General features: G+C 67.2%; 12 protein-coding genes. 7 read left to right on the forward strand and 5 right to left on the reverse strand.

Features of this window, described 5'->3' with window-relative positions; translation table 11 throughout:
• Window positions 1-3 precede the first annotated feature (3 nt).
• The 3 genes from EV675_RS00700 to EV675_RS00710 all read right to left on the reverse strand — a co-directional run bounded on the left by EV675_RS00700 (window position 4) and on the right by EV675_RS00710 (window position 3,056).
• On the reverse strand, window positions 4-960 hold the full coding sequence (locus tag EV675_RS00700) for a Bug family tripartite tricarboxylate transporter substrate binding protein (protein ID WP_130355530.1): 957 nt from the start codon (window positions 958-960) through the stop codon (window positions 4-6).
• 29 nt (window positions 961-989) lie between these two features.
• A complete protein-coding gene (locus EV675_RS00705; RefSeq protein WP_130355531.1) occupies window positions 990-1,985 on the reverse strand; it encodes a Bug family tripartite tricarboxylate transporter substrate binding protein in 996 nt (331 codons plus the stop codon).
• Window positions 1,986-2,168: 183 nt separating this feature from the next.
• Complete coding sequence (locus EV675_RS00710) at window positions 2,169-3,056, reverse strand: LysR substrate-binding domain-containing protein (protein WP_130355532.1); 888 nt, start codon at window positions 3,054-3,056, stop codon at window positions 2,169-2,171.
• Between the two features lie 132 nt (window positions 3,057-3,188).
• On the opposite strand from EV675_RS00710, the gene EV675_RS00715 reads away from it, so the two are divergent.
• The 7 genes from EV675_RS00715 to EV675_RS00745 all read left to right on the forward strand — a co-directional run bounded on the left by EV675_RS00715 (window position 3,189) and on the right by EV675_RS00745 (window position 12,099).
• A complete protein-coding gene (locus tag EV675_RS00715) occupies window positions 3,189-4,190 on the forward strand; it encodes a Bug family tripartite tricarboxylate transporter substrate binding protein (RefSeq protein WP_165404360.1) in 1,002 nt (333 codons plus the stop codon).
• A gap of 13 nt (window positions 4,191-4,203) precedes the next feature.
• Complete coding sequence (locus EV675_RS00720) at window positions 4,204-5,424, forward strand: dipeptidase (RefSeq protein ID WP_130355534.1); 1,221 nt, start codon at window positions 4,204-4,206, stop codon at window positions 5,422-5,424.
• A complete protein-coding gene (locus EV675_RS00725) occupies window positions 5,415-6,659 on the forward strand; it encodes an NAD(P)/FAD-dependent oxidoreductase (protein ID WP_130355535.1) in 1,245 nt (414 codons plus the stop codon). Before EV675_RS00720 ends, EV675_RS00725 begins: the two co-directional genes overlap by 10 nt.
• A 63-nt stretch (window positions 6,660-6,722) precedes the next feature.
• Complete coding sequence (locus tag EV675_RS00730; protein ID WP_130355536.1) at window positions 6,723-7,247, forward strand: sigma-70 family RNA polymerase sigma factor; 525 nt, start codon at window positions 6,723-6,725, stop codon at window positions 7,245-7,247.
• A complete protein-coding gene (locus EV675_RS00735) occupies window positions 7,244-8,260 on the forward strand; it encodes a FecR domain-containing protein (protein ID WP_130355537.1) in 1,017 nt (338 codons plus the stop codon). Before EV675_RS00730 ends, EV675_RS00735 begins: the two co-directional genes overlap by 4 nt.
• Window positions 8,261-8,381: 121 nt before the next feature.
• Window positions 8,382-10,877 carry a TonB-dependent receptor gene (locus EV675_RS00740; protein WP_130355538.1) on the forward strand — a complete coding sequence of 832 codons (2,496 nt, stop codon included), beginning with the start codon at window positions 8,382-8,384 and terminating at the stop codon, window positions 10,875-10,877.
• A gap of 7 nt (window positions 10,878-10,884) precedes the next feature.
• Entirely contained in the window at window positions 10,885-12,099 is a 1,215-nt protein-coding gene (locus EV675_RS00745) for a PepSY-associated TM helix domain-containing protein (RefSeq protein WP_130355539.1), read from the forward strand.
• A 35-nt stretch (window positions 12,100-12,134) separates the two neighbouring features.
• Here the strand turns inward: EV675_RS00745 and EV675_RS00750 are convergent, their stop codons facing one another.
• Both EV675_RS00750 and EV675_RS00755 read right to left on the reverse strand, forming a co-directional pair.
• Window positions 12,135-12,338, reverse strand: coding sequence for a hypothetical protein (locus EV675_RS00750; protein ID WP_130355540.1), 204 nt, complete (start codon window positions 12,336-12,338; stop codon window positions 12,135-12,137).
• A 2-nt stretch (window positions 12,339-12,340) separates the two neighbouring features.
• Window positions 12,341-12,544 carry a hypothetical protein gene (locus tag EV675_RS00755; protein ID WP_130355541.1) on the reverse strand — a complete coding sequence of 68 codons (204 nt, stop codon included), beginning with the start codon at window positions 12,542-12,544 and terminating at the stop codon, window positions 12,341-12,343.
• Between the last annotated feature and the right edge of the window lie 113 nt (window positions 12,545-12,657).

Genomic DNA, 12,657 nt, shown 5'->3' on the forward strand with positions numbered 1-12,657 from the left:
AGGCTAGTCTTCCGACAGGCCGAGTTCCTGGATCTTCTGTCGGTAGACGGTGTCCTGCTCGGCGATGAGCCGTTCGAATTCCTGCCTGGAGGATGCATTGAGTTCGAAGCCCGCGGCGCGCGCCGCCTGCGCGACTTCTTTGTTGACCAGCGCCTTGTTGACGATCTCATGCAAGCGATCGGCCGTGACGGGCGGCACGCCAGCGGGGCCAAACAGCCCGGCCCATGGCACAATGTCCAAGGGAGGAACGCCCAATTCGGCCAGCGTGGGGGTGTCGGGCAGCAGCTCCGCGCGCCGCGGTCCCATGACCGCGAGGGCGCGCAATCGGCCGCTCTCCACGTAGGGAATCCCCATGGTCGTCGCAACGATGGCTTGCACGCGCCCCGCGATGATTTCCTGGATGGCGGGTGGCTCTCCCTTGAACGGGACTCGGGTCATCTCCAACCCCGATTTCTGGCTCAGATGGGCAAAGGCCATCAGGTTGGTGTTGGAGCCTGTTCCGTAGTTGTACTGGCCCGGCTTGTGCTTGACCTGGGCGACGAACTCGGCGTAGTTGCGCGCCGGAAAGCTCGCGCTCGTGTACAGCAGATAGGTGTAGCGCCCGACGTCGGCGATGGTGGTGAAGTCCCGATGGACTTCATAGGGCGGCTGGCGGCGAATGTGCGGCGCGATGGACAGATTGCCGGAGGTGGCGAACAGCAGCCGGCAGCCATCGGGCTTTGCCTTGAGCACGTCAAGCGCCGCGATCTGGCCTTCGGCGCCGGGCTTGTTCTCGACAACGATGGCCGTGGCAAGCTGCTTGCCCATGTCCTTGGCAAGCGCGCGGGCAATCGTATCGGTGGTCGAACCGGCGGGAAACGGCGCGACCAGCGTGATGACGGAGCAGTCGGCCGCTTTCGCGGCAGAAGCGGCGGCGAGCAGAGCCAGGACGGCGCCGCGCGCGAATCGGGCGATGAGCATCGGAAGTTCTCCCTATCGTTCGTTGGCGCCTAGAGCTGTTCGATCTTTGCGCTCTTGACGATGCGCGACCACAACTCGATCTCTTCCTTCTGGCGGGTGCGGAGCGCGGCAGCTCCGCCGCCCGGGACTTCCGCGCCGCGCTCGGTGAAGAACTTGCGGGCGGCGGGATCGTTGGCGATCTTGGCGAACAATTGTTCAAGCCTGGCGAGCCGGGCCGCGGGAACCTGGGCCGGCGCAACAGCCGCGACCCAGGTGGAGGCCACGAAGTCGGGAAGACCTGCCTCGGCCGTAGTAGGCACGCTGGGAAGCAGCGGGAGCCGTTCCCGGGATGCTACGGCCAGAGCCTGAATCGTTCCGCCCTGCACCGACCCCAGCGCGCTCGTCGCGTCGACGATCGAAAAGTCGACTTCCTTGCCGATCAGCGCATTGAGCGCCGCGCCCACGCCTTTATAAGGAATCGCGCGAGCGGTGAAGGACGCCTTTTCCTGGAGCAACTCACCCATCAACTGATAGCTCGTCGCACCGGCGGCGTAGTTCAACGAATCGGGTTTGGCGCGGCCGGCCTTCACCAGCGCTTCGATGCTGGAGCGCTCGGACCCCACGGGTACGGCGATGACGCTCGGCACCGAAGCCATCATGCCCAATGCCGCCAGATCCTTGAGCGGATCGTAGGGAAGAGCCCGGTACAGCGCGACGTTGGTTGCCAGGATGGAGGTCGTTCCCACCAGCATCGTGTAGCCATCGTGCGGCGCGTTCAGCACGGCGCTGACACCGATGAGACCATTTCCGCCCGCCTTGTTCTCCACGACGACCGACTGGCCCGTCTCCTCACCCAGCCGCTTGGCGTAATAGCGGGCGGCAATGTCGGTGATACTGCCGGGCACGAACGGAACGACGAACCTGATGGAGCGGGAAGGAAAATCATCGGCCACCGCCGTGCCGCCAGCCGCGCCGGCCGCTATCGCGAATGCAAGGGCCAGCATGCGAGGGAGCAAGCCGGCGCGTGGGCGTTGGGAAAAGAACATGATCGTCTCCTGTGCGACTGGCTACGCCAGCCATGGCCTTGTTGTGAGGCTATGGTAGGAGGACGATCCATGCTCGTCTAACACTTAAATTCGCATGATTAAGACCTAACAGATCTTTATTGCCACGACTGGGTCAGCGCATACGATGGGAATCGTTCTTGTCAATATGCTCCACCCTGCGCACTAGTCGTAGTCCTTCAGAAATTCGGCAACCAGGCCCACGAACGCCTGCGTGACCAGCGAACGGGGCTTTCCCGCCGGAAACAGCATCGCGAAGTCATTGAAGAAGGCCGGCTCGAACCGGCGCGCGACCACGCCGCGGCCCGAGAAATCGTGAGCCGTGACGGGATCGACGATGCTGTAGCCCACGCCTTCGGCCACGAACGCGCACATCGACGCGAACAGCGGCGTCTCGACCTTGATCGACAAGGTGGCACCGTTCTCGGCGAACAGCTCCTGCAGGCGCTGCGTGCGGATGTGGTCGCGCGGCGCGGTCACGATGGGTAGTCCGCTCAGGTCGGCCGGGCGAATGACCTCGTTGCCCGCCAGCGGATGCTGCGCGGGCAGGACACAGACGCAGCGCAGGCGCAGTTTTTCGGCGTCGACCCAGCCTGGGTCATACGCCGTCTCCGAGAATCCGATGTCGAACTGCTGGGTGGTGACCAGGGTCACGACCGTGGGGGAGCTGCGTGCCTGCAAGGTAACGTTGACGCCCGGATAGTCCCGCAGGAAGTGGGCGGCGACGCGCGGCAGGAACTCGAGCGCCAACATCGGAAGCGCCGCGATCCGCAAGCTGCCCGCCTTCGCATCGCGGATATCTGCCGCCAGCTGCTCTATGCCGCCCAGCCCTTGAAGCGCGCCCACCACCGCGCCGTGCAGATACTTGGCCTCTTCGGTAGGCTGCAGGCGGTTCTTTTCGCGCACGAACAGGCCAAAGCCAAGGTCGGACTCCAGCCCCGCTATCAGGGTGCTGATGGCGGGCTGCGACAACCCGAGCCGCGCGGCGGCCCCCGTCACGGTTCCCGCGACCATCACTGCGTGGAAAGCCTCGAGCTGACGCACTTTGAACATGGCGGGACCAGGTATAGGCGATTTTTATGGATTCAGAAAAAAACAGGATTGGATCGCGGATTTCGGCGTCTGTATGCTGGGGACAGTAGCGCATCCACAGAAATGATAGTGCTCGAACCCGGGGGAAGAATCATGAAACATGCAACAGCGTGGGGCTTGAAGTTCTCTCTGGAGGCGTCGATGGCCGCGGTCGTGGCGGGCGGGCTGGCCTTCGCGCCCGGCGCAGGCGCGGCCGACGACTACCCCAGCCGGCCGATCCGCATGCTGGTCGGCTTCTCGGCGGGTGGCGCCACCGACCTGTCCGCGCGCATGATCGCGCTGCAACTGTCCGAGCGGCTCGGGCAGTCGGTCGTCGTGGAAAACCGTCCCGGCGCAGGCGGCAGCATCGCGGCCAGCGCCGTGGCGAAGGCTCCCGCCGACGGCTACACCCTTCTTTACACCTCGGCGGCCCACGCCATCAATGCCGCGCTCTACAAATCGCTGCCCTTCGATCCCGTGGCCGATTTCCAGCCCATCACGACGGTGACCACCACGCTCAATGCGCTGATCGCCCACCCGTCCCTGCCTGTGCGCGGCGCCGCGGAGTTCATCGCCTATGCGAAGGCGGCCCCGGGCGGCGTCAGCATGGCCTCGACCGGCATCGGCTCGTCCAGCCACATGGCGCAGGTCCTGTTCACCAGCATGGCCGGCATCAAGGTCAATCACGTGCCCTACAAGGGCACGGGCGAAGCCATACGCGACATCGTTTCCGGCGAGGTCAAGGTCACCATCGACGCCGTCACCGCCTACCTGCCTTACCTGAGGAACGGCAGCCTCAAGGTGGTCTGCCTGGGCGACGTCCGACGCAGCGCGCTGCTGCCCGATGCCCCCACCTGCGACGAGACGGGCCTGCCGGGCTACGCGGTCAGGAGCTGGCAGGGCGTGCTCACCACGGCCAACGTCCCGCGCAATATCGTCGACCGGCTCAATCGCGAGATCAACGCGATCCTGAAGTCGCCAGAAACGATCCGGCAGATGCAGGCAGCGGGCGCCCGTCCGCTGGGTGGCACGCCGGAGGAGTACGCGGCGATCATCAAGCAGGACATCGCGAAGCTCAAGGAACTGGTCTCCCTGGCCGGCATCCAGCCTCAATAAGACGGGGACAACCATGAACAGACCGACTCCCACGGCGGCCCAGGCAGAGGAAACCGCCCGCCGCATCCACGCCGAGCACATCGTCATCGATTCGCTCGCGCCCAGCTTCGTCGACGAATGGGCGCTGACGCCCGCCATGATCGAGATCGGCAAGGCCTTGCAGGCCCAGGGCGGCTCGCGCCCGGCCATCAAGAAGGCCATGGCCGAACATCTCATCGCCCAGTGCGCGCAGGATCCCGAAACGCGCGAAACCTATCTTTCGTACTGGCGGCGCTCGGGTGTCACGGCATGCAACTACACCTTGTACGCATCCGGTCCGCCCGACACTGCCCTGGATGCGACGATCACCAGCGCGCGGCGCGCCGCAACGCTCATGGCCTCGCTGGGCGGACAGGTGACGCTGGCCACCAACGCCGCGCAACTCGAAGCCGCGCACCGCGACGGCCGGCACGCCGTCATGTACAACCTGCAGAACGCCGAGCCCGTCGGGGCCGACCTCGATCGGGTGGAAGTCCTGCACGAACTCGGCGTGCGCAGCATGCAGCTCACGTACAACCTGCGCACCCGCTTCGCCGACGGCTGCCTGGAGACGAACGACGGCGGCCTGAGCCGCTTCGGCGCCGCGCTGATCGAGAAGATGAATGCGTGCCGCATGATGGTCGACCTCTCGCACGCCAGCGCGAACACAGCGCGCGACGCGGTGGCCGCATCCAGGACGCCGATCGTGGCCACCCACACCGCCGCCCGCGCGCTCAGCGGCCACCCCCGAGGCCTGCCCGACGACGTACTGAAGGGCATCGCCAACGGCGGGGGCTACGCCGGCGTGGTGGTGCTGCCGGCCTTCATCCTGCCGGCCGAAGGCGACGGCCGCGCCGAGAAACACGGCAAGCCGCGCAGCTGGGCCACGCTCGACACCGTCGTCGACCACCTCCAGCACCTGGTCAATGTGATGGGCGAGGATCACGTCGGCGTCGGTACCGACTGGGGCAAGCCCTACTACAACGCACTGGCCTGGACGCCGTCGATGATCCGGCCCGAGAGCGGCAGTTTCAACTGGGTAGGCTGGCGCCCGCAGGACCGCTTCGATCCGAACGCGCAGACCCTGGACCTGGAAACCTGGGACAAGTGGCCCAACCTGACCGCCGCCATGCTGCGCCGGGGCATGGCCGAATCCACCGTCGTCAAGATCGTCGGCGCGAACTACATGCGCGTATTCCGCGAGATATGCGGATAGCGGCAACGCCATCGCCCGGCCCGGAACAGCGTATCGCCGTGATAGGCGCGGGCATCGTCGGCGCATGTATCGCTCATGCCTTGCGCCGACGTGGCGCCGACGTCGTGCTGATCGACCGTGACGAGCCTGGCCGCGGTTGCAGCTTCGGCAACCTGGGCGCGATCAGCATGAGTTCCGTCGCCCCGCTGGCCATGCCCGGCATCCTGGCCTCGCTGCCCAGCATGCTGCGCGATCCCGAAAGCCCGCTATTCCTTCCCCTGGGCTACCTGCCTCGAGCGCTGCCCTGGCTGCTCAGGTTCCTGGCGTCGGCCCGCGCCGCCAAGGTCGCGGAAGCGTCGCGCACGCTGGCACGCCTGCACGCCGGCGCCGTCGCGGCGCACCAGGCCCTTGCCCGCGAAGTCGGCGTCCCGGAACTCATCCTTCAGCGCGGCCAGCTTCACCTCTATCCCGACAGCCGTGCCCACGCCCAGGACGAAGCCGCGTGGCGGCTACGCGCCTCGCACGGCTTGCCCTTCACGCTGCTCGACCGTCCCGGCATCCTGGAACTGGAACCGCATGTGGGCAAGCGCTACACGGTTGGCGTATTCCTGCCCGACGACGGAACCATCCTCAATCCGCTGCGCTATGTCCAGGCCATCGTGCGGGCGTTCGCCGCGCGCGGCGGCGAGGTACGGCGCGACGAGGTGCGGGCGCTCAAGCGCGACGGCCAAGGATGGGAGCTGGTTTGCGGGCGCGGCAGCGAACGCTTTTCCCGCGTCGTCGTGGCGGCCGGCGGGTGGTCGACGCGCCTGCTGGATCCGCTCGGCATACGGCTGCCGCTGGAAAGCCAGCGCGGCTATCACGCACAGTTCTCGGGCTGTGCCGGGCTGGTCTCGCGCTCGGTGGTGCTGGCCGACCGCAAGATATTCCTTGCCCCCATGGAGGACGGACTGCGGGTAGGCGGCACGGTCGAGATCGCGGGCCTCGACCGTCCCCCGGACATGCGCCGCGCGCGCCTGCTCGAACGCATCGTGCGCGAAACCTTCGACGGACTGGCTAACGCAACGGCTACGCACTGGATGGGCCATCGTCCCTGCATGCCCGATTCGCTGCCCGTCATCGGCCCGGCCACCGAGCCAGGTCTCTGGCTGGCGGTGGGACACGGTCATCTTGGCATGACCGACTCGGTCAATACCGCGCGGAGGATTGCGGATGGGATGCTGGGGCCGGATGTCGAGCCATCTTTATTGCCATAATCAGGTCAACGCATATAATGAGAATCGTTCGCATCAATATGCTCCACCCCGCGCAGGCCCCACATGCCCTCCGGCGACACCACCGTCAAGTTCCACGCCCTGTACAGCGACCACCACGGCTGGCTGCAGGGCTGGCTGCGCCGGCGCGTGGGCCACGCGGGGGATGCGGCCGACCTGGCGCATGACACCTTCCTGCGCATCCTGCTGACGGGAAGAGCGCCGGAGGCCGACCAATCGCGCGCCCACCTGACGCAAGTCGCCAAAGGTCTGGTGATCGACCTCCACCGCCGTCGGCTGGTGGAAGCCGCCTATCTGGAGGCCCTGGCGCACCGGCCTCAGGCGCAGGTCCCCTCGGCTGAACAACGGGCGCTGATCATCGAAGAACTGCTGCTGGTGGACCGCGTGCTGGGCGCGCTGCCGGCCAAGGTGCGCCAGACGTTCCTGCTGTCGCAGCTCGACGGACTGACGTATTCCCGGATCGCCGAAACCCTGGGCATTTCATTCGCCACGGTGCGCAAGTACATGCTGCGGACGGCGCAATCGCTGCACGCAGCCATGTTGGCCGCGGAAGGGGGGAACGAGCGATGAGTGCCGCGCATGCTTCACCGGCCCCGGAATCTTCCGGCGTCCCGGAGTCCGCGGTGCAGCGGGCGCTGGAATGGCAGGTGACATTCTGGTCGGGCGAAGTCACGCCGCGCGAGCGCGCCGCATTCGACCGCTGGCTGGCGCAGGACACCGACCATGCGCGGGCCTGGAGCCAGGTACAACGCACCGGCCAGCGCGTCCGGTCGCTGACCGGACCGGTGGAAGGCGAAGCGCTGCGCGCGGCGGATGACGCGCGTCGGGCCGCCACCCGCCGCACCCTGCTGCGGACCGCGGGATTGTTCGCGACAGCAGGCGTGGCCGCCTACGCGGCGCGAAACACGGCACCGATGCAATCCATGCTGGCCGAGCATCGCACGAGCCGCGGCGAACGCCGGGACCTGCTGCTGCCCGACGGCACGCGCCTGGTGCTCAACACCGACAGCGCGATCGACCTGCGGTTCACGGCGCAGGCGCGCGACGTGCTCCTGCGCACGGGCGAGGTCTTCATCGCGACGGCGCCGGACCCGCTGGGCTCCGGGGGTCTTGCCTCGCGCCCTTTCACCGTACATACCCGGCACGGTGCCGTGCGGGCCATCGGCACGCGATTCACCGTGCGGCTGTCCGACGGCAGATCGATGGCGTCGGTCGACGAAGGCGCGGTGCGGATCCAGCCGCTCCTGGCCGCCGCGGGCCCGGTACGGCTTGAAGCGGGACAGCGTGCATGGTTCTCCGCGTCGACGGTGGACTCGCCGGGGGCATCCTTGCCTGGGGATTCCGCCTGGACACGTGGACGGCTGGTGGCCGAGCGCATGCGGTTGCGGGACTTCCTGGCGGAGTTGGGCCGCTATCGCAGCGGCCTGCTGCGCTGCGACCCGGCGGTGCAGGACCTCGTCGTCTCCGGCGTGTACCCGCTCGACGATACGGACCTGGCCCTGTCGACCCTGGCCCATGCGCTGCCGGTGCGCATCGACAGCGTGACGCGGTACTGGGTGACGGTCCGCGCGCGGGCGGGTTAACCGCCACGTCGAACCGATTATTTTTTCTTTTGCCGTAGCACTTTTTCCTTTTCATCCGGGATACCAGGAAAGGCCCTCGCGCAGATACGAGGCCGCAACGCTCCCCTCGGAAAGGAAAACCATGCATCCGCGCCACCGCAGCCGACCCCATACCCCGCCCTCTTGCCCGCGCACGCCGCTGGCGCGCGCGGCGCTGATGCTCTGCCTGGCGGCGGGCACGCTGGCACTGCCCGCCGCGACCCGGGCCCAGGCCGCGGCGCAAGGCGATGCGGTACTTCGGCACGAGATTCCCTCGGGCACGCTGGACCAGGCACTCAATCGCTTCGCCGCCGCCGCGGGTATCACGCTGTCGATCGACGGCTCGCTCACCGCCGGCAAGACCAGCCGGGGCCTGTCGGGCAATTTCGGCGTACGCGACGGCCTGGCGCATCTGCTGGCCGGCTCGGGGCTGGAAGCCGTGGCCACGGCCGGCGGTGGCTATGTCCTGCGCGCCGCGCCGCTCCTGCCATCGGCCAGCGATACGATGCTGCCGACCATCACCGTGACGGCGCGCGGCGAATCCGAAGCCGAACTTCCGCCGCCGTACGCCGGCGGACAGGTCGCGCGCGGCGGCCGGCTGGGCCTGCTGGGCAATCAGGACGTGATGGACACGCCCTTCAATGTGGCGAGCTACACCAGCGAACTGATGCAGAACCAGCAGTCAGCCACCCTTGCCGATGTCCTGGACAACGACCCCGCCGTGCGCATGAGTTCGCGCGGGCGCAATACCAGCGTGGGCGGCGGCGACAACTTCTTCCTGCGCGGCTTCGGACTGGGCAACCGCGATATCTCTCTCAATGGCCTGTACGGCGTCCTGCCCTATGGCACGCTGTCGCTGGAAACGGTAGAACGCGTGGAGGTGCTCAAGGGTCCCAGCGCGCTGTTGACAGGCATGGCCCCCAGCGGTGGAGTGGGCGGAGCCATCAACGTGGTGCCCAAGCGCGCGACCGACGCGCCCATCACGCGGCTGACGGGCAGCTATGCCTCTGATTCGCTGTGGGGAACGCATGTGGACCTGGGCCGGCGATTCGGCGAACAGAATCAGTTCGGCGTGCGGGCCAATGGCGTCTATCGCAGCGGAGACACCGCGACGTCGGGACAATCGGTCAAGCTGGGCGCGGCGTCGCTGGGCCTGGACTACCGGGGCGAGCGGCTTCGCGCCTCGCTGGATCTCGGATACCAGTCCGACGACGCGCGCGCCGCGTCCGTGGGCTATCGCCTGGCGCCCGCGCTCACGGCCGTGCCCGCCGCGCCGAAGACCGGCGCGCGCTTCGCCCAGGACTGGGAACGGCGCAAGTATGTGGACGACTACCAGGTCGCGCAAATGGAGTTCGACGTGTCGTCGTCGCTCATGGTCTACGGCGCCGCTGGCGCGCGCGACCACCGCCACAGCAACTACCGCACCGAGTCTCGCATCCTCAACCCGGCGGGTGATCTTGCCACTTCGCCCGTCAACTATCCGGAAACATCCAAGTCCAAATCGTTCCTGGCGGGCGCCCGGATGAAGTTCGAGGCGCTGAACGCCCTGCACGAAATCAACGTGGCGGCATCCTCGCTGGACACCACGGCCGGTTACGGATTTGCACAATGGGCGGGTACCGCCTCCAACCTGTACAACCCCGCCAGGATCCCGGACCCGCTGCAAGCCGGCGCGCCGTTCGCGGGCTTTCTGGATACCCGCAAGGCCTCGGAAACGCAGTTGTCGTCGGTGGGCATCTCGGACAGCATTTCCTGGAACGACGATGCGGTGCGGCTCATTCTGGGCGTGCGCCGGCAGAAGATCAGCGTGGACAACTATGCGGCCACCGCGCCCGTGAATCCGCGCACTTCCGGCTACGAACGCACGGTCAACTCGCCCGCTGTCGGCCTGGTGGTCAAGCCCTGGAACCACGTCTCGCTGTATGCCAACTACATCGAAGGGCTGAGCCCCGGCGCCACCGCACCGGCCGATGCCGAGAACAGCGGAGAGACCTTTCCGCCGGTCAAGACCAAGCAGAAGGAACTGGGCGCCAAGATCGACTTCGGACGGGTGATCGGCACCGTATCCCTCTTCGAGCTCAAGCAGCCCAACGCGATCACCGTGCCCGGCAGCACGCCGCTGGCCTATCGCTACGTGATGGACGGGGAACAGCGCAACCGGGGGATGGAACTCAGCGCCTTCGGCGAACTGGCGCGCGGCGTGCGGCTGCTGGGGGGCATGACCTACCTGCAGGCCAAGCAGATACGCACGCAGGGCGGTACCAACGACGGCAAGGACGCCATCGTGGCGCCGCGCTGGATCGCCAACGTCGGCCTGGAGTGGGACGCCCCCTTCCTGCCCGGCCTGACGCTGACCACGCGCGTGCTCGCCACCGGCAAGCAATACGTCAATGCGGCCAACACCCTGCGGCTGCCCGGCTGGACCCGCTGGGACGCCGGCGCGCGCTACCGGACGCGGGCGCTCGGGTACCCCGTCACCCTGCGCGCGAACGTGCTGAACCTGGCCAACAGCAGCTACTGGGAAGGCAGCGCGGGATCCGGCGGCATCGTCCTGTCGGCGCCGCGCACGGTCTACCTCTCGGCCACGATCGACTTCTGAGCCCGGCATGCGCTTACGGCCGGCAATCGCGCGGCTGCACCGCTGGATCGGACTGGTGACCGCGGGCTTCCTGCTGGTCGCGGGCCTGACCGGTGCGCTGTTGGCCTGGTACGACGAGCTGGATGCCTTGCTCGCACCACGGCTGTTGACGGCGCACCCGTCTCCCGGCGCCGCGCAGCCGCTGGATGCCCTGGCGCTGCGCGCACGGGTGGCGCAGGCGTATCCGCACCGGCGGGTCAACCATGTACCGTTGAGCCAACCTCCAGGCCGCTCGGCGGTCTTCTTTGCCGCGCCCGGTCCTGACGATACCGACAAGCCTGTCCCGCCGGTGGCGCAGGTGCTGGTCCAGCCCTATACCGGCCAGGTGCTCGGCGACCGTGTCCTGGGGCAGGCCGCACCTGGCGTCCGGTACATCATGCCCTTCATCTATCGCCTACACCATTCGCTGGCGCTGGGCTTGGCGGGCACGCTGATGCTGGGCGCCGCGGCGCTGCTCTGGACGGTGGACTGCTTCGTCGGCCTGTGGCTGACCCTGCCGGCCGCTTCGGCCTCGCCGCGGCGGGCCGGCGGAATGGCCGGCAAATCCTGGCTGCGGCGATGGATGCCTGCGTGGTGGGTACGCTGGCAAGGCGGCAGCTACAAACTCACGTTCGACCTGCATCGGGCGGGCGGCCTCTGGGTCTGGGCCGCACTCTTCGTTTTCGCGTGGAGCAGCGTTGCGTTCAACCTGGCGCCGGCCTACGACGCGGTCATGGCACGCGGCGGCCTGTCGTTCCAGGCCACCACGCGCTCATTGCCGATGCTGGCTGTACCGCAAGTTCAGCCCGGTCTGAGCTGGCAACAGGCGCTGGAGACTGGCCGACGATTGATGGGACAGCAGGCGTCGTCAAGGGGATTCTCCGTGCACCGCGAGGATCTGCTGTACTACGACCCACGGCGCGCGCTGTTCAGCTACTACGTGCTCAGCAGCCTGGACGTGCGCGAGCGCGTGGGCCGTACTGTCGTCGCCTTCGATGGCAACACGGGCGAGCTGCGTCTGTCCTGGTTTCCCACCGGCGCCGCCAACGGCGACACGATCACCAGTTGGCTGGCCGGCCTGCACATGGCTGCGCGGTGGGGTTGGCCGCTTCAGGCGCTCGTTGCGATGGCCGGGGTGATGGTCGCCATGCTGAGCGCGACGGGCGTCCTGGTCTGGCGGCGGAAGGTAAGGGTTCGCAGGTGATCAAAAGCAGATCCCGCTCCCGCCGACATGCAGCCTTAGGCGCCGGATACGGACGCACACGCCTGCCCGGCGCTGGCAGTCAGGCTTGCAAGAATGCTTTCGAACGAGTCCTCGGCGAGTCGATGTAGTTCCGCGGTCGTGCAGTTCTGCATGGGATGCGGCACGTAACGCGATGCCCCTTCAAAGCCGATCGCCGCGCATTGCTTGGCAAAGGCATCGCGGAACTCGGTCGTCAGCACACTTACCCCCGGCAAGCCCCGTTGATCCAGGTCGCCACGTCGAATTCCGCGCCCCATTCGATTTCCGACTGGAGGTCGGCTATGGTGCCCATACGCAGCGTCACGGCTCGCCCGGCCGCTTCTTCCAGGCGGGGCAACAGGCGGACCAGTGCATTCTTCACCGCCATCGTCGCCATGACGGTACAGCCGAACGAGTTCCCGACCATGCTTCAGATTCGCGCCAACATAGTGATGAGCCATGCTATGGCGCGAAGCCCCGGCCACCAAGCGACCATTTCTTAATGCTCGAATAGGCCTGCTAAATTCGTACGGGGCGGCT

The organism is Pigmentiphaga kullae (assembly GCF_004216695.1).
Lineage (GTDB): Bacteria > Pseudomonadota > Gammaproteobacteria > Burkholderiales > Burkholderiaceae_B > Pigmentiphaga > Pigmentiphaga kullae.